The following is a 23,361-nucleotide window of genomic DNA, read 5'->3' as shown; positions in this document are numbered from 1 at the left end:
GAGAGACCCGTAACGAAGGCCGCCCTGCTCCGTAGGTGACCACTGCGGCAGGATGAGCACGTGACCGAGGGCGAAGCGGATCTGCTGGTGCTGCTGCGTGAGCTCGATGATCCGGAGTGGCTGGAGTGGCCGCAGCACTACGACCGTGGCGAGGCCGCAGTGCGCTTCAGTGCCCTGGTGGCCCGACTCGAGAAAGACTTCGCGGCTCGCTGCACGGCTGAGGGGGGCACCCAGGACTCCAGCGAGTACGGCCGCGTCGTCGTGCCCGGGGACGCAACCGTGTGCGGCACCCGGATCGTCGTCTGCGTGAGCAAGTTCGGTTCGCTGGCCCTGGTCTGCGCCGACAACCCGGGGGCCTTCCTCGGAACGGACGACGCCCGGGCCGAGGGCGAGCTGGACAGCGCGGACCTCGCCAGGGTCAACCGGGCGCTGGCTGAGCTCGGCCATGTCGTCGTTCCCGAGGAATTGTTGGAGAGCGACTACGACGGGCCGAGCCGACTGCCCTCGCACGTTCAGCGGCCCACGTGGTGGCATCGCTTCTTCGGCACCTTCTGACGGTCACCCCAGGAGTTCTCGCGAGTCCGGGACGTGTCCGTCTGCGCGCGATGGTGCTCCCGCGAGGTGAGGCAACCAGGCTTGTCAGAGGGCGGTGAAATCCCCGGACTTGAGGCCTGCCACGAACGAGGTGAACGAGGTGGTGGATAAGCCCAGGACGGGGCCGCCGACGTCCTTGGAGTCACGGATGGGGGCCGCGCCGTGGGTGGCGACGAGGTTGGTGGCGACCTCGACGCACTGGCCGCCGTCGGTGCTGTAGGAGGACGTGAACCAGTGGAGGGGTTCGGTTGTCACGGGCTTTCCTCTCCCAGCTGCCGGTGGCAGGGCCACGGGCGCGGCCCCGGGCAGTGCTTTAGCCTTCCCGTGTCGTATCGCGTGAACCCACTGCACTAAGGGCTGTCCCATAAGCCGTGCTTCGGCTGGCGGCGACAGGGCACAGGTGGACAAGTCGGTGGCAGGCTGACCGTCGGTAAGAGACGATCACGACGTGCACGGCCCTGCTCTTGTCGGATGCGCCCCAACTCGTTGAGCAGTGTGGTGCCGTGCTGACGTCGGATCGATGCTTGGCCTGGCGCTTCCACGCCGGGTCGGAGAGGACGCGTGTGTCACTCGCTCTGGAAGATCACTTGGCCATCACCGAACTGATCTCGCTGCATGGTCATCTTGTTGACGACGGAAGCCTTGACCGGTTGGAGGAGTTGTTCACCGCCGATGTGGTCTACGACCTCACTGACTTCGGCCAGGAGCCGCTGCGCGGGGTGGCGGCCATCCGAGAAGCGGCTTGGGCGCTGGGAGCGGCCAACCCTGTCGCGCATCACGTCACCAACGTCGTCCTCGCCGCGTCGGCGGACGGCCACCCTGCGGTTCCGTCTCCTACGACGACACCGTCGTGCGCACCGCTGACGGCTGGCGGATCAGCCACCGCAAACTGTCGCCACGCCGAACTCCCTTGGGCGGGATGATAAAGCCCGGCTGACCAGGCACATCCCGCCTGGTCCTAGCCGGTGAGGATCGCATGATGCAGGCGGGCGATGCCGAGCATGGCATGGTGAACACCATCGCCCTTCAGGCGGCAGTCGCGAAGGATCTTCCAGGTCTTCATGCGGGCGAAGACGTGCTCGACACGGGCCCGGACTCTACGGTGGGAAGCGTTGTGCTCCTCCTTCCAGGCGGGAAGTTCGTCCTGACCGCGCTCCCGGCGGTGCGGGATGGCCAGACCCGTGCCTCGGTATCCACCGTCGGCGATGACAACGGTCCTTCCGACAGCGGCTTTGGCTCCGGACAGTTCCCATTCCTTGCAGTCGTTCCGGTTACCGGGCAGGGGCCGGCCGCGACGACGAGCCGGGTATCGGCGTCGATCACGACCTGGTGGTTGGTCGAGTACCGATAGTTCTTCGACTGCTCGGCGACAGTGTGATCACGGGTAGGGACCAGAGTGCCGTCCACGATCAGCTCGGCCTCCCTGCGGAAGCGCTTGCGCTGCCGCATGGCGAGTAACGGTCCGAGATGCCCAATGATCCGCGCGGCAGCCGACTTGGACACACCGAACAGCGGGACGAGCTGTCGCAGCGTCAGGTTCGTCCGCCAGTACGCGGTGATCAGCAGGACCCGATCGTGCAGCGGCAGGCTCCACGGCCGGCCGAGTCCGCGCCTTCGCGCCGCAGGGTGGTGACCAGCTTGCCGAACTGCCTCGGGCTCAGCCCGGCGAAGGGGACTATCCAGACACCTCAGGGTCTTAGCTCGTCAAGTCGCACGCTCCCAGCCGCTGTGTAGCCTGTCGATCTGTTCGAACGGGATGAGGAGGCCGCCGGTGGACGCCGAAGGAGCGCATACTGCGATCCAGCTCCCCGAAGGGTCCTGGTGGGACTGGGACGTCGTCGCCTGGGACAGCGGACAGCTCAGGCTCGCCGCCGACCACGACCTGACGTACCACCACGGCCTGGAACTGATCTTCAGCGATCCGATCTTCGTGAGTTGTCCGTCCGGCTTTCGTGATCCGGCCTTCCGGTCTCCGTCGCCCGACGAGCTCCTGAAAGTCACTCGTCAGCTCGGCGAGATACCGCCCATCGTGGTCGCCTTCGAGGCCGACGCCGGCGGGCAGGAGCCGGTCTCGTGCCTCATCGCCGCAGAGCGCCTCGACATCGTCCAGGAAACGGTCCTGCGCTACTGGCGCCAGGATGCAGGCCCCGATCAGCGCTTCGCTCCCTGGGTGACGTCTCCAGGCCAGTAGGCGCACTGGGCTATGCGGCCGCTGTACCGACCTGGGCGGTCGATGCTGGGAAGGCCAGTGCCTCGTCATATGGATGGCACTGCTGGAGGCAGTGGTAGAGCTGGCCGATCATGCGGTTGAAGAGGTTGCGCTGGGCGGCGGCGTGCCAGTCTGCGTGGTTGTCGCGTCGTCGCCGGTAGTGGGCTTTGGCGCCGGGTGAGGCGGTGATCGCGGAGAAGGACCAGAGGTAGCCAGCGTGGTTGAGGCGATTGTTCTTCACCCAGCGTCGGGTGATGCTGGACTTCTTGCCGGAGGCTCGTGTGATGGGTGAGGCGCCGGCGTATGCCTTCAAGCCGCGCGCGTCGGCGAATCGTTGTCGGTCGTCGCCGATCTCGGCGAGCACGCGGGCGCCGAGCTGGGTGCCGAGGCCAGGGAAGCTGAGGATGATTTCAGCGTCCGGGTGCTGAGGAAATGTCTCTTCAACCGCCTCGGCGAGGTTGCCGGCGGCGGTGCAGGCGGCCTCCAGCTGAATCAGGAGAGCAAGCATCTGCTTGCCAAGCGCGTCCTCGACCAGCTCCGGCTGTTGGGCCCAGTCGGCTCGGAAGACCTCGCGAAGCCGCTCGGCGTCGGCTGCGATGCCGCGCTGGCGACCGGCCCTCTTGAGTGCGGCCTGCAATTGTGTGCGGGTAAGCCGAGCCGCCTTGGCCGGTGTCGGGGCTGCCTTCAACAGTTCGTGTGCCTCGGGCCGGCAGAGCCCGTTCTTCCAGGATTCGACGGCTGTGAGAGCGGCCGGGTAGTACTCGCGCAACAGGGATCGCAGCTGGTTGGCGATCTGCTGGCGGTTCCACGTTGCGTCCTGCTGAGCACGGGCGAGGACGGCGACGGCGCGGGCCAGGTCGCTGTCCTGGGGAAGAGGCCTGTGGGCGTGCATGTCGGTCCGCAGCACGTTGGCCAGGACCAGGGCATCGCCCGGGTCGGACTTCTTGCGCGAGACCGAATGACGGTCGCGGTATCGGGCAGCGGCCATCGGATTGGTCGCGAAGACCTGCCGCTTGCCGGTCCGCAGCACCGCGACCAGCAAGCCTCGGGAAGTCTCGAGCGCAACCGGGATCGGGGATTCCTCCGTGTCGCCGTGATCAGCAAGTAGATCCAGCAGGACCCTGTAGCCAGTGGCGTCATCGGTGATGTGCCGCTTGGCCAGTAACTGGCCGCTGTCGTCAACCAGGGCGACGTCGTGCGTACGTTCCGCCCAGTCGATGCCGCAATAGATCAAGATCTTTCCCTTCCCCGCGTTTCGGGTGTCTGTACTGGTCACGAGCTCATGCGGAACCACGCAGCGACCTAATCCAAGGACTCGACACGGGGCCGGTCCGCCACCTCAGCAGCTGTTCGTGGCACCAGCTCACCGCACGGGCCCCGGTCTGCGTTGGAGCTGAAGCGGCTCGGGCATCACGAGGGGTCACCATGCTGCGGGCTCGCACCACAGACACCAACGAGTGATCAAGAGAACGGTGTTGACGATGATGGTGGTCACGAGAGCGTCGGGCACCACCGCTCTGGATATAGGGATCAAGTCCCCGGACGACTCAAGACGTCAGCCCGACACTCACGTGACCGCCATCGCGACCAACTTCTACTGCTCGAACAGCCCTGGCGTACGTCCCTGAGGGCTGTCGTTACAACCGGATTAGGACGGCTCCGACGCCGTGATCACACCAGACACCACAAGATCGTTTCATGGTGCCCAGCACAACGTCGAGAATGCTCCCATGACCGAAGAACTAGTGAGGTTCATCGAGGCACGGCTGGATGAGGAGGCCGACTTGGCCCGGCGCTGCGACGGTGACGACGGATGCGGGACGTGGACTGCCCACGGACACATGGTCGACTTCTGTCAGGCTGACCTCCCCGGCTTCCACCCCACAATTGCTCTACACGTGGCTCTGCACGACCCGGCACGCGTCCTGCGCGAGATCAAGGCCAAGCGGCGCATCCTGGCCCGTCACGCCCGCGACCCCTGGCCGTGCCACGACCTGCGTGACCTTGCTTCGCCCTACACCGACCATCCTGACTTCCCCGCACGGGCCTGAAGCGGCACAGCACACGAGCCGAGGCCCCAACGGGACCGACCGCTCGACCGGGCGCCGTCCTATGTAGATCATTTACGGGACGGGTCTAGTTCAAGTGGCCTTGAAATGAAGGCGGTTACATTGGCCTCACGTGCGGGTCACCGCCGTTGCGGACAGCAGAAGCCCCCACCGCGCTCCGCGCGGCGGGGGCCCGTCCGATGCCGGTTGGCCGACTGGTCAGATGGCGCTGAACTCTCCGGCCTTGACGCCTGCCACGAACGAGGTGAACGAGGTGGTGGAGAAGCCCAGGACCGGGCCGCTCGTGTCCTTGGAGTCACGGATGGGGACCGCGCCGTGGGTGGCGACGAGGTTGGTGGCGACCTCGACGCACTGGCCACCGTCGGTGCTGTAGGAAGACTTGAACCAGTGGAGGGATTCGGTTGTCACGAGGTGCCCTTTCGTACCTGACTGATCATGGCCACGGACTCCGCCTGTGACAGCGCTTCGGCCGCGAGTTGATGGTAGGCCGTGAGGAGTGGACCGACGAAGCGCATGTCGCGCTCCAACTGCCCCGAGTGCGCGGACTCCGCGTAGGACACGTGCGATCGATCCGCCAGGGTGATCAGGGAGAGCGGCTTGTTCAACGAACGGCGTTCCCCCAGCTCGAAGGGGGCTACCTGGACGACGGTGTTCGGCAGGTTGGCGACCTCTACGAGGTGGTCCAGCTGCTCGGCCATCACTTCCGGCCCGCCCACGTGCTGTCGGATGCAGCTCTCGTCAAGAATGACGTAGATCCGCGGAGCGGGAGTGCGGTTGAGTGATTCCTGACGCCGGGCAAGGAGCGCGAGTCGCTCTTCGGCCTGGAGCTCGGTGATCGCGCCGCGGCGTACCGCGCCCCGTGTGATGGCAGCGGCGTACGCCGGGGTTTGGAACAGTCCCGGCACGGCGCCGATTTCGAAGAGGCGCATCTCCGTAGCCCGACTCTCCTGCGTGACGAACTCCGGGAAGCCGTCGAGGATCGCGCTGTTCCGGGTTGCCGCCCCTTGTCGCGTCAGCGCATCGCCCGTACCGAAGGCCCGATCGACACTTGCTGTGAACTTGGCAGTTGGAGTTCGTGCACCAGTTTCGACCCCGGAAATATGCGAAGCGGAATATCCCGTACGAGCGGACAACTCGTCCTGTGTCCACCCGCGTTCCTCCCGCAGCCTGCGCAGACGCTCACCGAAGGCCGCGCGCGGGCTTGCCTCAGGGTCCAACTCCTTGCGATTCGCCACTCTTCATCGATCTTTCGTTCAGTCTCGCGGAGGTTGAAGGCCCTTTGAGAGTAGGCCACTCTGAAGCCTCCCCGTAGCGAAACGGCTACAGAGAGGAGTTGCCCATGTCCGTGCCCGACGCCGGTGCTTCGGCGGAACAGGGCCCCAGCGGACCGCTTCCGACCCCCGGCGCACTCATGGTGGACACCAGTCGTGAGGACCGTGTGGGGGAGTTCCGAGGAGTCGCGGGCCCGTACTGGGCCATACGGCCTGTCGGCGGCGGAATCGAGTGGGAGGCCGCCCCCGAGTGTGTCCGGCCGGCGAACCCGACGGAGCGGCTGCGGGCGGACAACGCGCGCTGCAATGCCCGGAGTCGGGGTGAGGTGCTGTGAGCGCGTCACCTGACATCACCGGACCCGCCGAGCCGGGGCACGCACCCGGACCTGACGCGGCGGGGCACGCACCCGGACCCGACGCGGCCGACTGCTCCGTCTGCCTTGAGTTCGACTGGGCCGAGGAGGACGCCGAGCGGGTGGGCGACCTGAGCCTCGCGACCGACTGCCGGATTCTGCGCAGGCGTCACCAGGCGGCCGAGCATCCGGCGGAGGCAGCGCGCACCGCCTCGGACGAACACCCGGTGGAGGCAGCGCGCACCGCCTCGGACGAACACCCCGCGGAGGCAGCGCGTACCACCTCCACCGACGCATGTACCGCATCCATCAACTGAGGACCGACGAAACGAAGGGGAAGCGCTCCAGGGCGCTTCCCCCGGAGGAAGTGCCCCATGTCGCAGTGCACCGCCGTCGCCCTGCTGCCTGCCTCACAGCGCGCGGCCCGCAGTGACGGAACCCCGCCTGAACCACGGCCCATTCGGTGCGTACTCGGGGAACAGCACCCCGACCAGCACGCGTACCTCCTGTGGGACGACGACCGGCTCGGCGGCGGCGTGTGGGTGCGCTGGACCGCCGGCGGCCGCATGTACCGGGTCGTGCTGCTCCGCTGCACCCACTACGACGAACAGGACGGCCCGTGCGGCCTGTTCACCGACCATCCCTCCGGGCACTCCTGGGAGATCTGAGGGGGCGTGCGGCGGATCGTGGGCGGTCACGCTCTCCCTGCCGGTCTCCCTGCCGGCCGCCCGCCGGTCTCTCGGACGAATGCAGAGGATTGCCTCCCCTACCGACTCAACGTCACCAGTCCGAAGATCACCAACGCCACTCCCACACATCCGAACTGCAATCTCATGAGTTCAAGGCTCTTCCAAGGCGTTCCCCACCGCGACCTGTGCGATGAGAAGATCACGTCTGCCCAGTCCCACACCCAGAGGTCCACGCCGCGCCAGCCACAGGCCACCACGATGAAGGCGCCGCCCGCGAGCAGTGCGAGCACTCCTTGGAGAAGCACGCTGTCCTCCCTGGTTCATGGCTGAAGGCTGTTCGGCGCACTGTGTGGTGGTTCGCCGACTGAATCGTGGCTGGAGGCCTGGCCGGCGAGATCCGTCTCGCGCCGCAGCAGTGATCGGGCTCTGGCTCGCCCCGAGCCGCCGCTCAGGGCTTCCGCGGGGATGCCGAGGAGGCGAGCGCCAGCGCGACGAACAGAGCGACGGGATAGGCGCACGCGGACCACGGCTGGGGAACCACCTTCTGGGCGCCAACCACCGAACCGGCGAGCAACAGCCAGCCGACCAGGAGCCATGGACGCCGCAGCAGAGTGCTGATCACAGTGGCCCGAGCGTTCCGTGAACCTTCCCCCCTTGACCTCATGGGCGGACCATAACCTCCTTCCGCACCGCACGCCTACGGCGAGCAACTCGTGATCCGCCGGACAGCCCGTGTGCTCCTGCGGGCTGCGAGACACAGGCCCGGCCACCCCGGCCGTCACCCCATCCGCCGGGCGCTCACCGTCCAGAAGACCGCGAACCCCGTCCACACGCTCGCGAACGCCCAGGTCAGCCAATGGCCGCCGAACAGGGCAAGGGAGCCGAGCCATGCGGTCCCGAAGGCCACGAAGAGCAGGCCGAAGCTGTGGAAGGCGAGGAGCTCCGAGAGGCGTCCGCTCAGCACCGCCCACGCGCCCACCGCCAGGGCCAGGCAGCCCACCGCCAGCTGCCACAGGACCCCGCTCTGTGAGGACGGTTCGTAGGCGTAGGTGCGACCGAGTACCTTCAACCCCACGATCTCGCCCTGCCACAGCCGGACTTCGGCGGGGTCGCCCGCCTCGGCCTTGTCGTACGTCCCCGAGTCCACCGCCAGCCAGTCGGTGCGGGTGGGCCGTTCGACCTTGACGTCGTAGTACGTCGTGCAGGTCGTCGTACCGCCTCCGGAGCCCCCGCCGGTGCCGTCGTAGCTGCACTGCTCGCCCGTACGGCTGTCGCGCACCGTGCCCGCCTCGCGCCGCACGCACGCCTTCCCGCCACCCCCGGCCGTACTCCCGCTCCCGCCGCCGTTCCCGCCACCGGCCGCGCAGAGCGGCGCGTCGCGGTAGTCCATGGTCGCCGCGTACCCGTCGGCGATCTGCTGACCGCAGAGGAAGACCCCCCACCCGGCCGCGAGGACGACCAGTCCCCGTAACCAGACGGGCAGCCGCCCGCGGTTCCCGCCCCGTCCGTACCCCGTTGACTTCACGCAGCCGTGATTCCCGCACGGGGAAGCCCTCATGCGCCGCCGTCGGCGGTGACACCGCCCGGCGCGGTCACTCGTGCTGCTCGGGAGCCTGGCCGCTGAAGCGCTGCCCCGCTTCTTCCAGCCTCTCGTCCACCAGATCGGCGAACCGGGCGACCGCCGCCCGCTCGGTGGGCGAGAGCTGGTCGACCGTCGTCTCGATGCCTCTCCGGATCCCCTCACTCGCCGACAGCGCGTGATGGAACTCGATCTCGTCGGCTCCGGCCCTGTCGAGGTAGCCGAGGGCGATCAGCCGCGCGACGGACTCGCGGGTCTCGGCCTCCGGCATGTCGCATTCCCGGATCAGCCAGTCCACGTCGCCGAACCTGCCGCAGATGAACAGCAACCATTGGCAGCGCAGGTAAACGCCGAGGTCGGCAGTGGAGAGACGGCCGTCGGTGACGAGGCGGTACGAGGCGACGAACGCGTCCGGCTCGCCCCGGTCACTGATCTTTACCCCACGCATGCCGTCTCCCCTTCGCTGCCCGTCATCCACCACGCGATCAGGGGAAGTTGCTCCGGAGTCGGCTCCGGCCCGTACTCCGTCCCGCGCTGCCCCGGCACCCGGCCGCGTCGGCGATGCTTCGTCCATGTCTCGTCAACGAGAGTGACAGGTCTTCGGGCACGGCACGTCCGCGGTGGCGCACTCGACCACGCACGCATTCTCGCCCTCAGCCGCCCGCCGCCAGAGCGTCCGCGACGCCGGTCTCCTTGTGGCCCAGGAAGTGCGGGTCGGGCCGGAGCACGGCGTCCAGGACCGCCTTGCCCGCCGCGAAGACCTCCCGCGTACCGCCGTAGTACCAGGTGGCGTCGTGCGGTTCGTCGACGCCGACCCCGTACGCGTCGATCCCGGCGGCCCGGCAGAGCGCGACCGCGCGCCGGATGTGGAACCCCTGGCTCACCAGGACCGCGCGGTCCACCCCGAAGATCTTCTTCGCCCGCACGCAGGAGTCCCACGAGTCGAAGCCCGCGTAGTCGCGGACGATCCGGGCGGCGGGCACTCCGTGCGCGGTGAGGTAGGACCGCATCGCGTCCGGCTCGTCGTACTCCGTACGGCTGTTGTCACCGGTCACCAGGAGGACCTTCACCTTGCCGGCCCGGTACAACTCGGCCGCCGCGTCCAGCCGGTGGGCGAGGTACGGGGTCGGCTTACCGTCCCACAGACCGGCCCCGAACACCACGGCCACGCCCTCGGCCGGCGCGTCGGCCGTGGTCCGTACGTGCGCATCGGCCGACGTGTACATCCAGGTCATCGGCGCCAGCGCCACCGCACAGGCCACCATCAGCCCCTGCACCGCACGCCGTTGACCGCGCCGGGTACGGGGGAGCCGCGCGGCCCACACCCTCGGCCGCAGGGCCCGCCGCAGCCTCGGCGGCGTCAGGGCTCTCGGCAGTCTCGGCCGTCGCATGGAACTCCCCTCGATGAGCGGCGCACGGCGTTCGTGCGGCCCTCCCCCTCAGCAGGGACGAACGAGCGGGCTCGGGGGTTCTGCGCCCGGAGCCCCGGACCGTCGGGTTGGGAAATCCGGGGCCGTCCTCCGACGAGCAACATCGCCCGATTACCCGGGAAGTGATCCTGCCGACCGAATCGGCTGTCCGTACTTCGTGGCTGCCGCCAGGCCGTCGAGGACTGTCACGGCGAACTCGCCCGTGGGCGGCGCGAGAAGCCGCACGCCGTGTGACCTGGTGTGATGACACGGAGCCGTGCCTTCAGGCGCTGCGTCCCCTTCTCTCGTGTTTCTCCGTGAGCAACACCGAGTGCCAGTCAACTACAGGCGGTGTCCTCCGCCACTGGGTTCACCTGGTGGCAGGGCAAGGTGAGTACGCGTACTCAGCCGAGAGCTGGGCGAGTTGAGGAAGAGTGATCCCGTGGCGCAATGCGATCCCGGGGGTGGGAATGACCAGCACAAGGATAGGTGAATCAACATCAGGGCCCCTGCGGCCGAGCAGGCGTGCGCTACGCGCGGCCGGAGTGGGGATCGGCCTCGTGGTCGCGCTTTTCCTCGCGGAGTGGCTACTGCTCTCCTCCTCGGCCTGTCGGAATGCCTCCGGCTGGGGATGCGTCGGGGTAATCCTGCTGTGGCGCAACGCCATTCCGCTCGTTCTGTTCCTCGGCGGGTGGGCGTTGCTACGGGTGGCCGGGGTGCGCCCGGCATGGCTCACTGCTCTGCTCGGCACCGGACTGAGCTGGTACTTGCTGCGTTACCTGACAGTGCTGGACAGCGTTTCCTGGCTCCCGGGCGGTATCGGCTGGGGCCGGTTCGTATGGCCGATCGCTGCCTTCGCCATCGCTGCGTGGTTCACCGCCTCGCTGCGCCCGCGGCTGCCGCGAGTGGCGGTGGCGGCCGCGCTGGCGCTGGTGGTGCCTGTGAACACCTTCGCCGACTCGCAGATCACCGAAGCCCGACAGGACCGGCTCCTGTCGGCGAGTCCGGTCCCACTGCTCGGACCGTGGGTGCCCAGCGGGTACCACATCGAAGGCGTCGGGACCAAAGACACCACCGAACCCGCCTTCTACTACCGTCTCGCCCCCAACGGCCGCCACGCGACCACCATGGCGGAGCTGGAGCGCGAGATCCAGGTCACCGTCGCGCACGTGCAGCCGCAGTTCACCCCGCCGTCCCACTGCGCCGCGATCAACTCCGCCTACCCGGTCCCGGCCCCGGCCTGCACCGCCGCCGCGCCGGGGGTCTGGCGTTCGGGGAACGCCCAGTACGTCTCCTATTACGTCCGGGTCGGCGACACGGTGGCGGACATCCAGGCCACCTCGCCGCCGGTGAGTACGGCCGTGCTCACCGCGATCGCGCGGAGTATGAGCGTCCGCCAGCCGTCCTACTTCACCGGAGGGTGACCGGACACCACCTAAGGTGTCCGCAGAAGAGATCGGCGGTGCGCCGCACCCGCGACATGGCACCCAGGGACACGGGCGACTCCTTGCCGTTCAACGCCGTCTGCCGTCTGCCGTCTGCCGTCTGCCGTCTGCCGTCTGCCCGTCCGGCACGGACTCACCCCTGGGGCGTCCACGGGGCCGGCAGCGGCTCGGGGCCGTCCAGGGCGTGGCGGACCTTCTCCTTCAGGGACTTCGGCGGGGCCTGCACCTCCTCCCGCGTGTGCACGAGGCGGGCGGTGGTCACGCGGAAGTGGCACGCGCGGTGGTTCTGGCGGACGTGCACCAGCCAGGAGCCGTCCCCGGCGAGGAAGGCGCTGCGGCCCGGGGTGTCCCCGGGCCGGGCGTGGCGGGCCAGGATGCCCGGTACGTAGTGCAGCGCCGCGTCCTCGGCGACGGCGCGCGCCTCCGACTCCGTACCGCTCACGGGGTGGCTCGCGACCAACGTCCAGTGGTGCAGCCTCAGTTCGACGCCGTCCGCCCGCCGTGTCTCACGCGTGTCCTCCTCGATGAGGACGTACCACCGATCGGCCATGGCCGAAGCCTACGGGCTGCTCCGAGCGGTCCGCGATGCCCCAACCAGCGCCGTCCGGTGCGGGGTTCGCGTCAGCGCGGGGCCGGTGTCTCAGATGCGCCGGCACGCCGTGGCCTCGAACTCCGACAGGGCGGCGAAGCGGACGGCCTCTTCGCCGTCCTCCGTGTACTCCTGGTAGAGGACCTTTCCGGGCATGAGCCGATGCCGGTCGGCCGTGGTGAAGTCGATGTCCTCGGACCCCAGGCTGTGGCTCTCGGTCCATCCGAAGAGGGTGTAGACGGTGCCGTCCTTGAGCGGTCCAGGATCTCTGACCGTGGTCCAGCCGGAGGTGGGGGAGTCGAGCGACCAGGTGGTCAGCCCGGCCTCCAGGCGCCGATCGGGGGTCCACTCGCCGACGCGGTCTCCTCCCTGCGGATCGGAAGTCTCCGCCAGGAGGCCCACGTTGTCGATGTGGTCCTCGCAGACCATGATGACGCCGAGCAGTCGGCCGTCGGTCGTCACGGAGAGGCCTGTGACGGCCACCTCGTCGGCACCGCACCCGGAGGTCGTGGCCAGGGCCAGGCCGACCGCCAACACACATGCCCAACGCCGTGAGACCGGCCGTGCAAAGATCGCTGGCACCGAACTCCCCCTTGTCCGGGACCATGTGCGGTGATCCCCGTACGTCGGATGGTAGGACCGGGCCGTGCGGGGGCACGGCGTGGCGGTTCTTCCGTTGTGGCCTCGTTGCGGATTCGTAGTGGTGGGCTCCTCGGCCCGCCGCAACGGGAGTTCACCGTGTCACGACCCTTGACGAGTACACGAGGACAGGCCAAGAATGATCACGCACTGCGGTATGACAACGTTGTCTACGTCGGAAGAGGCGTTCTTTCCATGAGATGGACCCACGTGATTCGCGGCGCGGGGACGGTGGCCGCGACGGCCGCGCTCCTCGGCGGAGCCGTCGCCGCACCGGCGGTGGCCGATGGCGCCAAGCACGGTCAGGACAGGCTCACCGATCTCGTCAACCCGTTCATCGGGTCCGAGAACGAGGGCAACACCTACCCCGGTGCGGCCGTGCCGTTCGGCATGGTGCAGTTCTCGCCCGACACCGGCCACAACACCGGTTACGACTACACCCAGAACCACATCCGTGGCTTCTCCACCGTGCACATCTCCGGTGTGGGCTGTGGCCTCGGCGGTGACCTCCCGGTGCTCCCGACGACCGGCGACATCACCTCGACGGACAACGCCGTCTACGCAGCCGAGTTCAGCCACGACGACGAGAAGGCCGCTCCCGGTACGTACGAAGTCGGCCTGAAGTCCGGCATCAAGGCGGAGCTGAGCGCCACCGCCCGTACCGGTGTGCAGCGTTACACCTTCCCGGCCACCGACAAGGCCAACGTCCTCATCAACGCGGGCCAGTCGCTGCACAAGACGGTGAGCACCAAGGTCGAGATCCTCGACAACCGCACCGTGCGCACCGCCATCACCGGCAGCGGCTTCTGCCAGGACACCAAGCCGTACACGGTGTACACGATCACCCGCTTCGACCGGCCGTTCAAGGTCTCCGGTACGTGGAAGGGCGACGTCGTCACCGAGGGCTCCACGTCCTCCACCGCCGCAGGCGAGCGCAACGGCGCCTTCCTGCGGTTCGACACCACCAAGGACCGCACCGTCGAGGCGACGACCGCGATCTCCTACGTGGACGCCAAGGGCGCTGCCCTCAACCTCCGTTCCGAGGGCGGCCGTAGTTACGACCACGTCGCGAAGGCCGCGCAGGCCGCGTGGGAGGACCGCCTCGAAGACGTCAAGGCGCAGGGCGGCAGCGAGACCGTCCGCCGGACCTTCTACTCCTCGCTGTACCGCTCGTTCCTCGCGCCCAACGTGGGCAGCGACGTGGACGGCCGCTACACCGGCTGGGACCAGAAGATCCACCAGGCCAAGGGCTTCACGTACTACCAGAACTGGTCGCTCTGGGACACCTACCGCACCCAGGCCCAGCTGCTGTCGCTGCTCGCCCCCAGCGAGTCCCGCGACATGGCGATCTCCGTCATCAAGATCGACGAAGAGAGCGGCTGGCTCCCCAAGTGGGGTTACGGCACGGTCGAGACGAACATCATGACCGGTGACCCGGTCACCCCGTTCCTCACCAACGCCTACCAGCAGGGCCTCCTCAAGGGGTACGAGGAGAAGGCGTACAAGGCGCTGAAGAAGAACGCGGACGGCGTGCCGGCCGCCGACTCCGCTCCGGTGGGCCGCGAGGCCAACAAGGAGTACATCGCCAACGGCTTCGCCCCGTACATCGAGAACCGCGCGCACGTGAAGCCCGGCGACTCGGACTACGACCACGGCGCCTCGGCGACCCTGGAGTACGCGCTCTCCGACGCGATGCTCGGCCAGATGGCCAAGGACCTCGGCCACAAGGCCGACGCCGCGCGCTACACCGAGCGGGCCCAGAACTACCGCAAGATCTTCGACAGTTCGACCGGATTCTTCCGCGCCCGTGACGCCTCCGGTGCCTTCACCGGCCCGGTCGACCCGGCGCAGAGTGTGGGCTTCCACGAGGGCACCTCGTGGCAGTACCAGTGGCTGGTCCCCCAGGACCTGCCCGGCATGGTCGACCTGATCGGCGGCACCCAGTCCGCCAACGCCCGCCTCGACTCCTTCTTCGCCTACGACCAGCTGGTCCAGGACCCGGCGAAGACCGCCCGTGAGACGTGGGTCAACGGCCCGTACGCGTACTACAACGCGGACAAGTACAACCCGCAGAACGAGCCCGACCTGATCGCCCCGTACACCTACCTCTCGACCGGCCAGCCCTGGAAGACGACCGACGTGGTGCACGCCGCGCTCACCCTCTTCACGGACGCCCCGACCGGTATGACGGGCAACGACGACCTCGGCACGATGTCCGCCTGGAACGTCCTCTCCTCCATCGGGATCTTCCCGGTCCAGCCGGGCACCGACACCTGGGGCCTCTCCACCCCCGTCTTCGAGCGGGTGGACCTGACCCTGGACAAGCGCTACTACCCGAACGGCAAGCTCACCGTGAAGGCTCCGGGCACCTCGGACTCGGTGCGCTACATCCAGTCCGCGAAGGCCGACGGCCGCTCGTACGCCAAGACCTACCTGACCACGGACGACATCCGTGACACCCGCGAGCTGACCTACAAGGTCGGTACGGAGCCCTCCACGTGGGGCACCTCGGTGAACGCGGCTCCGCCCGCCCTGAAGTGACGCGCTGACCGGCACGCACTCGGTACACACCGACGCGAGGACCCGCCCCCCACCGGGGGCGGGTCCTCCGCTTTCCGCGACGAGGACGCTCGCCCGGGATGCCGATGCCGGTACGTGCCCGGGATGCCGGTGCCGGTACGTGCCCGGGGATGATGCGCGCATGACCGATCAGGCTCCCACCGCGGTTCTGGCTCAGACGCTCGACGAGCCGCGCTCCGAAGCCGACCCGGATCGAGGGTTCCCCCAGCGGGTGCGCCCGCCGCTTCGCCCTCCGAACCCGCCGGGTCTGGAGTGGCTCACCCAGGTGAACGGCGACCGGGCGGTGGCCCTGGAGCGGTTCGTCACGGGCTGGTACCCCGCAGTGGACGCTGTCCGGTCCCGGCCGCCGGCCGGCGAGTCCGACCCACGTCCACCCAGCGCGCTGAGAGTGCTGTACCGCCTCGCGGAGCAGCGGCCGGCCGTCCTCGGAACCCAGAACAGAATCCTGTCGGAGTCGGAGTCGTACACCGACCACCTCGGGGAGATGCGGGTCTTCGGCGTCGAGAACCAGGGAGGCTTCACCTGGTCGCTCCTGTGGACGCTCGACGAACCCGAAGCGGATCCGACCGTCTGGTTTCGCGAGACCGACGAAGCGCCGATCGCCGAACAGGAGCCGCTGAGCGGCTTCCTGATCCAGTTCTCCCTCTTCGAGGCCTCCATGGGTGCCGACTGGCTTGCCGTGTCCCGCACCCTCACGGCGGCACAGGTCGAGCACGTCACCCGACCGCTGCACCAGGTGCCCCTGCGTCCCTTCTGGCCCTGGGTGCCCACCCGCTTCCACGTGGCTCCCGGCCTCGTCGTGCAGGTCGGCAGCGAGGACGGCGAAGCGTTCGACGTCTGGGCCGGTGCCACTCACCGGAGCGCCTTGGCCCCCCTGGCCGGCCTCCCCGCCTACTGGCGCCGCTTCGACGGCTGACCGCCGGGCAGGGGGACCGGCCACCTTCGCGCGTACGGGGCCGCCCACCTGGCGACACGGCGAAGGGCGTCGGCCGCGACACGTTTTAGCATCGTGCGATGACGCTTCCACGACTGGTCGCCACCGACCTCGACGGCACCCTCCTGCGACGCGACGGCAGCCTCTCCGACCGGAACCTGCGCGCGCTGCGGACCGCGCAGGACGCCGGCGCCGAGGTCGTCGTGGTCACCGCCCGGCCGCCCCGTTACCTGGACCGGCTCGCCGACGCGACCGGGCTGACCGGCACGGCGGTGTGCAGCAACGGCGCGGTCGTCTACGACATCGCCACGCGCACCGTCACCGCCTCCCGGCCGCTGGACCTGCCCACCGCCATGTCCGTGGCCGACCTCCTCGCGGCCGAACTGCCGGAGATCGCCTTCGGGATCGAGGCCGCGGGCCACATCCACTTCGAACCTACCTTCCTGTTGCGCTTCTCCGGCGACCCCGACTTCGAGTCCGTCCTGCCGTCCAGGGAAGCGCTCTGGCAGACCGGGATCCCGCTCGCCAAGCTGCTCGCCTGGTCGGACCGGACCGACGCCGACACCCTGCTCACGACGGTCGAGCGGGCGGCACCCGGGCTCGCCCAGTACACGCACTCCGGCGGGCGCGGACTGCTGGAGATCAGCGCCACGGGAGTCACCAAGGCGGGCACCCTGTCGCTCCTCTGCGCGGAGCGCGGGTTCACCGCCGCCGACGTCGTCGCCTTCGGCGACATGCCCAACGACCTGGACATCCTCCGCTGGGCCGGAGCCGGGTACGCCATGGCCAACGCCCACCCCACCGTCCTCGCCGCAGCCCGGTACCGCACGCTCTCGCACGAGGAGGACGGGGTCGGCGTCGTCCTGGAGCGGCTGTACGGGCCCCTCGGCGCCGGGGACCTCGGCGCGGGGGAGGAGTTCACGGTCACCCCGGCCGCCCCCGTCCTCACCGCCGCCCGTGTCACTCCCGTACCGAGGAGCTGACAACGGCCCACGGGCGCCCGTGAGGCCGGCGAAAACACCCGGGACCCCTCGCGGCAACGGAGGGGCAACCTCGGTCCGGCAGGCTGGTGCCAGGACGGTACGGGCTCCTCGGCACCAAGCAGGGCCGACGCCCCCCGCACCCCGGCGCCCCGCCGTCCCCCGCCGTCGCCTCCCGGAACGGAACCCGCAGGCCCATGCAGCGCACCCGGCACTCCACCCGCCCCACGGGCCACACCCCCGAAGCGGCCCACGGCGCCCCGGCCCTGGTCGCCGTGGCGCACGGCAGCCGGGACCCGCAGGCGCTCCGGACGGTGACGCAACTCCTCGACCGGGTACGGGAGATGCGCCCCGGCCTCGACGTACGCCTCGGCCACATCGAGCTGAACGAACCGCTGCTGCCGCAGACGCTCGCCGGGCTCGCGGGCGGCTCCGCGGTCCTCGTACCGCTGCTGCTCGGCCGGGGCTACCACGTCAAGCAGGACCTGCCCGCGCTCGCCGCCGCCGCACCCGCCGTCCGTACCCGCGTCGCCGCCCCGCTCGGCCCCCATCCGCTGCTGGTGGAGGCGCTGCACGGGCGGCTCGTCGAAGCGGGCTGGACCGACGGTCAGGGGCACGCCGGGCGCGGGGGCGCCGTGGTGCTGGCCGCCGCCGGTTCCCGCGACCCTGAGTCCGCCGCCGACACCCGGCGCACCGCCCGGCTGCTCGGCGAGCGGCTGGGCGGGGTGCCGGTGGTGCCCGCGTACGCCTCCGCCGCCACGCCCACCGTGCCCGTCGCGGTCCGCGCGCTGGCCGCCCGGGGATACCACCGCACCGCCGTGGCCTCGTACTTCACCGCACCCGGCCGCTTCGCGACGGCGGCGGCGGACGCCGCCCCCGGCATCGCGGCGGCCCCGCTCGGCGACCACCCCGCGATGGTCCGGCTGCTGCTGCACCGCTACGACCAGGCGTGCGCGGACGCGGTTCCGGTGGGCGAACCGCTCCTCGCGTCGGCCTGACACCTTCCGCGCTCGGCCGCCCTCCGGCGGAGGCACGGACCGGCCCGCGTGTCGATCACCACGGAGTGCGACAGCACTTCCGGCCGAAGCGCCGAGGGCCGGAAACGTTCCGGCTCCGGCCCCCCGGCGCGGCCGGAGCCCAAACCCCCCTGTTTCTGGCTCGTTCGGCACCCGGACACACATTCACCACCCCCACGAGCTCATCCGGATCCCGGAGCATGACGCCCGCCACTGGTTCGAGGAAAGGTGTGACGACATGGCGGACTGGGTGAAGGTCGCAGGCAGCCTCTCGGCAATCTCCGCGGGGTCCAGGACGACGGTGTGGGGTGTGAACGCGGGGAGCGCGATCTACCGGTACACCAACTACGACGGCAGCCCCTGGATCAACATCCCCGGAGCACTGAGCGACATCGGCGCCGCGTCGGACGGCACGGTGTGGGGTGTCAACGCGGGCAACCAGATCTACCGGTACACCGGGGACCAGTCCACGGTGAACTGGGTCGGCATCAACGGCAGTCTCGTCCGCATCGACGCGGGCTCCCGGACGAACGTGTGGGGGGTCGACTCCGCAGGCGGCATCTACCGGTACACCAACCACGACGCCAACCCGTGGATCAACATCCCGGGGTCGCTGAGCGACATTGGCGCGGCGGCGGACGGCACCGTGTGGGGCGTCAACAGTGCCAACCGGATCTACCGGTACACCGGCGACCTGGACCCCTCGGACCCGTGGGCGGACGTCCCGGGCAGCCTCAAGCGGATCGCGGTGGGCTCCCGGACGAACGTGTGGGGCGTCGACCCGGCCGGCAGCATCTACCGGTACACCAACAACGACGCGAGCGGCACCAACCCCTGGGTGAAGATCCCCGGTACCGCCACCGACATCGCCGCCGGGGCCGACGGCAACGCGTGGCACGTCAACAGCGCCGGCGACATCTTCCGCTACACCGGCGACCAGCCGAGCTGACCCCGCCACCCGCCGTGCGGACCCCGGCCGCGGCCGACCACGGTCCGGGGCCCGCGCGCAGGCAGCACCACCACGATCCACCGACGAGGAACCCCCGGACGAGGTCCCGGGAGGAAGCCCCGGACGGAGAACCGCCGGGCGAAGAACCGCCGGACGGAGAACCGCCGGACGGAGAACCGCCGGACGAAGAACCGCCGGACGAAGAACCGCCGGACGAAGAACCGCCGGACGAAGAACCGCCGGACGAAGAACCGCCGGACGGAGAAACCCCGGACGAAGAATCCCGGCATTCGCCCCGGCCCGATGTCCGAGACGGTCGTTATGGTCGTAACCATGGACGGGACACACGGGATCGGTACGCACGGGACACACCACCACGGGACACCGCACACCGACAGCACGGAGCGGGACGTACGCGACGAGGGCCCGGGCGCACACGGCACGGACCGGCCCGCCGCGCCGGCGCCCTCGACGCCGTGCCCCACGGCACCCGCCGCCAACTCGCCCTCGGGCTACACCTCCTCCGACACCGCGCGGTGGGACACCGAGGCCGACAAGCGTCCCGGCCGCACCGCCTTCCAGCGCGACCGCGCCCGGGTGCTGCACTCCGCCGCGCTGCGCAGACTGGCCGGGAAGACGCAGGTCGTCACGCCCGGCACCCGGGGCGTCACCTGGGACGCCAGCCCGCGCACCCGGCTCACCCACTCCCTGGAGTGCGCGCAGGTCGGCCGGGAGCTGGGGGCGACCCTCGGCTGCGACCCGGATCTGGTGGAGACGGCCTGCCTGGCGCACGACATGGGCCACCCGCCGTTCGGCCACAACGGCGAGCAGGCGCTCAACGAGTTCGCCGCCGACTGCGGCGGTTTCGAGGGCAACGCCCAGTCGTTGCGGCTGCTGACCAGGCTGGAACCGAAGCGGTTCGTCCGTGACCCGCGCACCGGCGAACCGGCCAGCGTCGGCCTCAACCTCTCGCGGGCCGCGCTCGACGCCGCCACCAAGTACCCCTGGCCGCGCGGCGGGCACCCCACCGACCCGAAATCGGCCAAGTTCGGGGTGTACGAGGACGACCTGCCGGTCTTCTCCTGGGCCCGCGAGGGCGCCCCGCCCGGCCGGACCTGCTTCGAGGCCCAGGTGATGGACTGGTCCGACGACGTCGCGTACTCCGTCCACGACTTCGAGGACGGCCTGCACGCGGGCCACTTCGTCCCCGCCCGCCTGCACGACCCCGCCGAGCGGGAGGCGATCTGGGCGGCGGCCATCGGCCGGTACGTCCCGCCCGACACCGACCCCGAGGAGCTCGCGGCGGCGCTGGACCGGCTCACCGGCCAGGAGTGGTGGCCGCACGCCTACGACGGCTCCGCCGTGGCCCAGGCCCGGCTGAAGGACGCCACCAGCCAGCTCATCGGCCGGTTCTGCCAGGCCGCCGAGACCGCGACCCGCGAGGTCCACGGCCCCGGCCGCCTCACCCGTTACGCGGCCGAACTCGTCGTCCCCCGCGAGGTACGCGCCGAGTGCGCGGTGCTCAAGGCCGTCGCCGTCCGGTACGTCATGCAGCGCACCGAACAGGAGGCGATCCGCGCCGACCAGCGCGTCGTCATCGCCGAACTCGCCGCCGCGCTCACCGCCCGGGCGCCGGAGGGCCTGGAACCGCAGTTCCGCGCCCTGTTCGAGGCCGCGCCCGACGACCGTGCCCGCAAGCGCGTCCTGGTGGACCAGATCGCCGCCCTCACCGACGCCTCGGCCCGCTCCCTGCACATGTACCTGACCCAGGGGTCCCCGCACGCCTCATGACGCGCCGTGACCTGCGGGGCGCGGCGGTCGCCGCCCGGTGGCGGGGCGGATGATGTGCTGGCACACAGCCGGGCGCGCAACCATGGGACATGCGCCAGGAGGGGCACACCCTCTTTCGCCCTCACCCTCCGTGCGGGAGGCTCGCAGGGTGAGGGCGCCGCGCAGTACGCACTGAGGAGGCAGCAAGTGGTGGACGCACACAGGACGTTCGTCATCGTCGGCGGAGGACTGGCCGGCGCGAAGGCGGCCGAGGAGCTCCGCTCGCAGGGGTTCGACGGCCGGGTGATCCTGATCGGCGACGAGCGCGACCATCCCTACGAGCGGCCACCGCTCTCCAAGGGGTACCTCGCCGGAAAGGCGGACCGCGACAGCGTGTTCGTCCAGGAGAAGGCGTGGTACGCGGGCGCCGACGTGGAACTCCACCTCGGCCAGCCGGTCACCTCCGTCGACCGGTACGCCCGTTCCGTCCAGCTCGGCGACAACACCGTGATCCACTACGACAAGTTGCTCCTCGCCACCGGCTCCGAACCGCGCCGGCTGCCCATCCCGGGCACCGACCTGGTCGGCGTCCACCACCTGCGCCGCCTCGCCCACGCCGACCGGCTGCGCGGAGTCCTCTCCGCCCTCGGCCGGGACAACGGCCACCTGGTGATCGCCGGGGCCGGCTGGATCGGCCTGGAGGTCGCGGCGGCGGCCCGCGGCTACGGCGCCGAGGTCACCGTCGTCGAGCCCGAACCGACCCCGCTGCACGGCGTCGTCGGCCCCGAACTGGGCCAGATCTTCGCCGACCTGCACAGCGACCACGGCGTCCGCTTCCACTTCGGCGCCCGCCTCACCGAGATCGTCGGCCAGGACGGCGTGGTGCTCGCCGCGCGCACCGACGACGGCGAGGAGCACCCGGCCCACCACGTGCTCGCCGCGATCGGCGCCGCCCCGCGTACCGGCATCGCCGAGGCCGCCGGGCTGGAGCTCGCCGACCGGGCGCACGGCGGCGGCATCGCCGTGGACGCCTCGCTCCGCACCTCCGACCCGCACATCTACGCCGCCGGGGACGTCGCCTCCGTCGAGCACCCGCTCTTCGGCACCCGGCTGCGCGTCGAGCACTGGGCCAACGCCCTGAACGGCGGCCCGGCCGCCGCCCGCGCGATGCTCGGGCAGGAGGTGAGCTACGACCGGGTGCCGTACTTCTTCTCCGACCAGTACGACCTGGGCCTCGAATACTCGGGGTGGGCGCCGCCCGGCAGCTACGACCAGGTCGTCATCCGGGGCGACGCCCGCAAGCGCGAGTTCATCGCCTTCTGGCTGCGGGACCGCCGCGTGCTGGCCGGGATGAACGTCAATGTGTGGGACGTCACGGAGACCGTCCAGGCGCTGATCACCGCCCGCGCCCAGCACGACCCGGACGCCCTGGCCGACCCCTCGGTCCCGCTCGAATCCCTGCTCTGACCGTTCCGCGGCCCTGTTCCGCAGCCCCGCTCCGTGGGCGTTCCCCAGCCCCGCTCCGTACGCCCGGGCCCCGTCCCGTACACGAGGATGCGCCGCACCTCTGTGTACGGGACATGCCACCGGCAACCGCCCGGCGCACATGCGCGCTCCCGGGCGCCCCGGGGTGCGCCGTCAGGAGACGGCGGGCAGCCAGTCCTCGTCGTCCGGGGCGTCGGGGGCCCGGACGCAGCCGGAGGAGACCGTGACCCGGAGGTACGTGCTCTCCGGCACGTCGAAGGTCACCGTGAGACGGACGGCGGCACCCTCGGTGGGCGCGGTGACGCGCGTGGCGGTGGCGGTGGCCGGAACGCCGTCGTCCAGCACCCCCTCGACCTTCCACCCGGCCGCCGTCAGCGCCTGGGCGGCCGCGCTGACGGCGCCCGTCGCCCCGTGCGGCGGCAGGTCGTGCGCCGACCAGCGTTCCGTGAGGCGGTAGGCCCCGGGCACGACGTCCGTGCCCGTGAGGAACCGGTCCGCGGAGCAGTGGGAGGCAAAGAGGCCGTCGTCGGTCCGTCCGGCTTCCGCCAGCCCGCCCGCGGTGACGACCATGGCCGAGGCGGCCCGTACCACCGCGGCCGTCCCGCCGGGCGGTGCCTCGGGATAGTCCGGCCCGCCGCACCGGTTCAGCCCCACCAGGGCGGCCCCCACCGCCACGACCGCGACCGCCCACCGTCCGTACCGCATGTATGCCCCCACCACCGAATGACGTGATCGCGTCACTCTACGTCCGGGTGTCCGCGCGACGTCCGGGCGTCCCACGCGCCCCCACCTCCCGGCCAG

At 70.2% G+C, this 23,361-nt stretch carries 26 protein-coding genes and 1 pseudogene; 15 read left to right on the top strand and 12 right to left on the bottom strand.

The genetic code is table 11. The annotated features are described in order from the left end of the window. The first annotated feature begins 60 nt into the window (after positions 1-60). The gene (locus tag ACWCWD_RS08140; protein WP_450771133.1) at positions 61-555 is read left to right on the top strand and encodes a hypothetical protein; all 495 of its coding nucleotides are present in this window, start codon (positions 61-63) and stop codon (positions 553-555) included. An 84-nt stretch (positions 556-639) separates the two neighbouring features. Here the strand turns inward: ACWCWD_RS08140 and ACWCWD_RS08135 are convergent, their stop codons facing one another. Further along, the gene (locus tag ACWCWD_RS08135) at positions 640-849 is read right to left on the bottom strand and encodes a DUF397 domain-containing protein (RefSeq protein WP_450771131.1); all 210 of its coding nucleotides are present in this window, start codon (positions 847-849) and stop codon (positions 640-642) included. Positions 850-1,181: 332 nt separating this feature from the next. Between ACWCWD_RS08135 and ACWCWD_RS08130 the strand changes: the two genes are divergently transcribed. Beyond that, on the top strand, positions 1,182-1,517 hold the full coding sequence (locus ACWCWD_RS08130; RefSeq protein ID WP_450771130.1) for a nuclear transport factor 2 family protein: 336 nt from the start codon (positions 1,182-1,184) through the stop codon (positions 1,515-1,517). Between the two features lie 35 nt (positions 1,518-1,552). Here the strand turns inward: ACWCWD_RS08130 and ACWCWD_RS08125 are convergent. Next, a pseudogene (locus ACWCWD_RS08125) lies at positions 1,553-2,273 on the bottom strand (transposase). A 92-nt stretch (positions 2,274-2,365) separates the two neighbouring features. On the opposite strand from ACWCWD_RS08125, the gene ACWCWD_RS08120 reads away from it, so the two are divergent. Next, the gene (locus ACWCWD_RS08120) at positions 2,366-2,785 is read left to right on the top strand and encodes a hypothetical protein (RefSeq protein WP_450771129.1); all 420 of its coding nucleotides are present in this window, start codon (positions 2,366-2,368) and stop codon (positions 2,783-2,785) included. Positions 2,786-2,795: 10 nt separating this feature from the next. Here ACWCWD_RS08120 and ACWCWD_RS08115 read toward each other — a convergent pair whose 3' ends face one another. Further along, positions 2,796-4,037 carry an IS110 family transposase gene (locus ACWCWD_RS08115; RefSeq protein WP_450771467.1) on the bottom strand — a complete coding sequence of 414 codons (1,242 nt, stop codon included), beginning with the start codon at positions 4,035-4,037 and terminating at the stop codon, positions 2,796-2,798. A 496-nt stretch (positions 4,038-4,533) separates the two neighbouring features. Here ACWCWD_RS08115 and ACWCWD_RS08110 point away from each other — a divergent pair, with 496 nt between their 5' ends. Further along, complete coding sequence (locus ACWCWD_RS08110) at positions 4,534-4,854, top strand: DUF6221 family protein (protein ID WP_450771127.1); 321 nt, start codon at positions 4,534-4,536, stop codon at positions 4,852-4,854. 216 nt (positions 4,855-5,070) lie between these two features. On the opposite strand, the gene ACWCWD_RS08105 is transcribed toward ACWCWD_RS08110, so the two are convergent. After that, complete coding sequence (locus tag ACWCWD_RS08105) at positions 5,071-5,280, bottom strand: DUF397 domain-containing protein (protein WP_450771125.1); 210 nt, start codon at positions 5,278-5,280, stop codon at positions 5,071-5,073. Beyond that, positions 5,277-6,107 (bottom strand): helix-turn-helix domain-containing protein, encoded by an 831-nt coding sequence (locus ACWCWD_RS08100; RefSeq protein ID WP_450771124.1) that lies wholly within the window; start codon positions 6,105-6,107, stop codon positions 5,277-5,279. The genes ACWCWD_RS08105 and ACWCWD_RS08100 overlap by 4 nt, the downstream gene beginning before the upstream one ends. Before the next feature lie 104 nt (positions 6,108-6,211). Here ACWCWD_RS08100 and ACWCWD_RS08095 point away from each other — a divergent pair, with 104 nt between their 5' ends. From ACWCWD_RS08095 to ACWCWD_RS08085, 3 genes are read left to right on the top strand one after another with little or no spacing between them, the layout of a single operon-like run. Continuing rightward, a complete protein-coding gene (locus tag ACWCWD_RS08095) occupies positions 6,212-6,478 on the top strand; it encodes a hypothetical protein (protein WP_450771122.1) in 267 nt (88 codons plus the stop codon). Next, entirely contained in the window at positions 6,475-6,813 is a 339-nt protein-coding gene (locus ACWCWD_RS08090) for a hypothetical protein (RefSeq protein ID WP_450771121.1), read from the top strand. The genes ACWCWD_RS08095 and ACWCWD_RS08090 overlap by 4 nt, the downstream gene beginning before the upstream one ends. Positions 6,814-6,870: 57 nt before the next feature. Beyond that, positions 6,871-7,164, top strand: coding sequence for a hypothetical protein (locus ACWCWD_RS08085; RefSeq protein ID WP_450771119.1), 294 nt, complete (start codon positions 6,871-6,873; stop codon positions 7,162-7,164). A gap of 469 nt (positions 7,165-7,633) precedes the next feature. Here the strand turns inward: ACWCWD_RS08085 and ACWCWD_RS08080 are convergent, their stop codons facing one another. From ACWCWD_RS08080 to ACWCWD_RS08065, 4 genes are all read right to left on the bottom strand, one after another. Further along, positions 7,634-7,807 (bottom strand): hypothetical protein, encoded by a 174-nt coding sequence (locus ACWCWD_RS08080; protein ID WP_450771118.1) that lies wholly within the window; start codon positions 7,805-7,807, stop codon positions 7,634-7,636. Between the two features lie 156 nt (positions 7,808-7,963). Beyond that, positions 7,964-8,710: a hypothetical protein gene (locus ACWCWD_RS08075; RefSeq protein WP_450771116.1), complete on the bottom strand. Its 747-nt coding sequence runs from the start codon at positions 8,708-8,710 to the stop codon at positions 7,964-7,966. A gap of 67 nt (positions 8,711-8,777) precedes the next feature. Continuing rightward, positions 8,778-9,212: a hypothetical protein gene (locus ACWCWD_RS08070; protein ID WP_450771114.1), complete on the bottom strand. Its 435-nt coding sequence runs from the start codon at positions 9,210-9,212 to the stop codon at positions 8,778-8,780. A gap of 205 nt (positions 9,213-9,417) precedes the next feature. After that, a complete protein-coding gene (locus ACWCWD_RS08065; RefSeq protein ID WP_450771112.1) occupies positions 9,418-10,155 on the bottom strand; it encodes a SanA/YdcF family protein in 738 nt (245 codons plus the stop codon). A gap of 578 nt (positions 10,156-10,733) precedes the next feature. Between ACWCWD_RS08065 and ACWCWD_RS08060 the strand changes: the two genes are divergently transcribed. Continuing rightward, on the top strand, positions 10,734-11,597 hold the full coding sequence (locus tag ACWCWD_RS08060) for a hypothetical protein (protein WP_450771111.1): 864 nt from the start codon (positions 10,734-10,736) through the stop codon (positions 11,595-11,597). A gap of 154 nt (positions 11,598-11,751) precedes the next feature. Here ACWCWD_RS08060 and ACWCWD_RS08055 read toward each other — a convergent pair whose 3' ends face one another. Next, positions 11,752-12,168 (bottom strand): hypothetical protein, encoded by a 417-nt coding sequence (locus tag ACWCWD_RS08055; RefSeq protein WP_450771110.1) that lies wholly within the window; start codon positions 12,166-12,168, stop codon positions 11,752-11,754. A 90-nt stretch (positions 12,169-12,258) separates the two neighbouring features. Beyond that, positions 12,259-12,690 carry a hypothetical protein gene (locus tag ACWCWD_RS08050; protein ID WP_450771109.1) on the bottom strand — a complete coding sequence of 144 codons (432 nt, stop codon included), beginning with the start codon at positions 12,688-12,690 and terminating at the stop codon, positions 12,259-12,261. Between the two features lie 351 nt (positions 12,691-13,041). Between ACWCWD_RS08050 and ACWCWD_RS08045 the strand changes: the two genes are divergently transcribed. The 7 genes from ACWCWD_RS08045 to ACWCWD_RS08015 all read left to right on the top strand — a co-directional run bounded on the left by ACWCWD_RS08045 (position 13,042) and on the right by ACWCWD_RS08015 (position 22,542). Further along, positions 13,042-15,387 (top strand): GH92 family glycosyl hydrolase, encoded by a 2,346-nt coding sequence (locus tag ACWCWD_RS08045; RefSeq protein WP_450771107.1) that lies wholly within the window; start codon positions 13,042-13,044, stop codon positions 15,385-15,387. 160 nt (positions 15,388-15,547) lie between these two features. After that, a complete protein-coding gene (locus tag ACWCWD_RS08040) occupies positions 15,548-16,342 on the top strand; it encodes a hypothetical protein (protein ID WP_450771106.1) in 795 nt (264 codons plus the stop codon). A gap of 98 nt (positions 16,343-16,440) precedes the next feature. After that, positions 16,441-17,343 carry an HAD family hydrolase gene (locus ACWCWD_RS08035; protein ID WP_450771105.1) on the top strand — a complete coding sequence of 301 codons (903 nt, stop codon included), beginning with the start codon at positions 16,441-16,443 and terminating at the stop codon, positions 17,341-17,343. Positions 17,344-17,429: 86 nt separating this feature from the next. Further along, a complete protein-coding gene (locus tag ACWCWD_RS08030; RefSeq protein WP_450771104.1) occupies positions 17,430-18,338 on the top strand; it encodes a sirohydrochlorin chelatase in 909 nt (302 codons plus the stop codon). Positions 18,339-18,594: 256 nt separating this feature from the next. Then, positions 18,595-19,305, top strand: a complete 711-nt coding sequence (locus ACWCWD_RS08025; RefSeq protein WP_450771103.1) for a tectonin domain-containing protein — start codon at positions 18,595-18,597, stop codon at positions 19,303-19,305. 333 nt (positions 19,306-19,638) lie between these two features. Beyond that, a complete protein-coding gene (locus ACWCWD_RS08020) occupies positions 19,639-21,096 on the top strand; it encodes a deoxyguanosinetriphosphate triphosphohydrolase (protein ID WP_450771102.1) in 1,458 nt (485 codons plus the stop codon). 186 nt (positions 21,097-21,282) lie between these two features. Further along, positions 21,283-22,542, top strand: coding sequence for an NAD(P)/FAD-dependent oxidoreductase (locus tag ACWCWD_RS08015; protein ID WP_450771101.1), 1,260 nt, complete (start codon positions 21,283-21,285; stop codon positions 22,540-22,542). A 171-nt stretch (positions 22,543-22,713) separates the two neighbouring features. On the opposite strand, the gene ACWCWD_RS08010 is transcribed toward ACWCWD_RS08015, so the two are convergent. Further along, positions 22,714-23,265 carry a hypothetical protein gene (locus ACWCWD_RS08010; protein ID WP_450771100.1) on the bottom strand — a complete coding sequence of 184 codons (552 nt, stop codon included), beginning with the start codon at positions 23,263-23,265 and terminating at the stop codon, positions 22,714-22,716. Between the last annotated feature and the right edge of the window lie 96 nt (positions 23,266-23,361).

Source organism: Streptomyces sp. NPDC001493 (assembly GCF_053597235.1).
The sequence above is the reverse complement of the archived record's forward strand: the minus strand, read 5'-3'. Positions and strand labels throughout refer to the sequence as shown.

Coding starts and splice junctions, on each gene's coding strand:
- ACWCWD_RS08020 (WP_450771102.1), top strand. CDS start 19,639: ATGGACGGGACACACGGGATCGGTACGCACGGGACACACCACCACGGG.
- ACWCWD_RS08055 (WP_450771110.1), bottom strand. CDS start 12,168: ATGGCCGATCGGTGGTACGTCCTCATCGAGGAGGACACGCGTGAGACA.
- ACWCWD_RS08070 (WP_450771114.1), bottom strand. CDS start 9,212: ATGCGTGGGGTAAAGATCAGTGACCGGGGCGAGCCGGACGCGTTCGTC.
- ACWCWD_RS08035 (WP_450771105.1), top strand. CDS start 16,441: ATGACGCTTCCACGACTGGTCGCCACCGACCTCGACGGCACCCTCCTG.
- ACWCWD_RS08065 (WP_450771112.1), bottom strand. CDS start 10,155: ATGCGACGGCCGAGACTGCCGAGAGCCCTGACGCCGCCGAGGCTGCGG.
- ACWCWD_RS08025 (WP_450771103.1), top strand. CDS start 18,595: ATGGCGGACTGGGTGAAGGTCGCAGGCAGCCTCTCGGCAATCTCCGCG.
- ACWCWD_RS08040 (WP_450771106.1), top strand. CDS start 15,548: ATGACCGATCAGGCTCCCACCGCGGTTCTGGCTCAGACGCTCGACGAG.
- ACWCWD_RS08085 (WP_450771119.1), top strand. CDS start 6,871: ATGTCGCAGTGCACCGCCGTCGCCCTGCTGCCTGCCTCACAGCGCGCG.
- ACWCWD_RS08095 (WP_450771122.1), top strand. CDS start 6,212: ATGTCCGTGCCCGACGCCGGTGCTTCGGCGGAACAGGGCCCCAGCGGA.
- ACWCWD_RS08010 (WP_450771100.1), bottom strand. CDS start 23,265: ATGCGGTACGGACGGTGGGCGGTCGCGGTCGTGGCGGTGGGGGCCGCC.
- ACWCWD_RS08110 (WP_450771127.1), top strand. CDS start 4,534: ATGACCGAAGAACTAGTGAGGTTCATCGAGGCACGGCTGGATGAGGAG.
- ACWCWD_RS08045 (WP_450771107.1), top strand. CDS start 13,042: ATGAGATGGACCCACGTGATTCGCGGCGCGGGGACGGTGGCCGCGACG.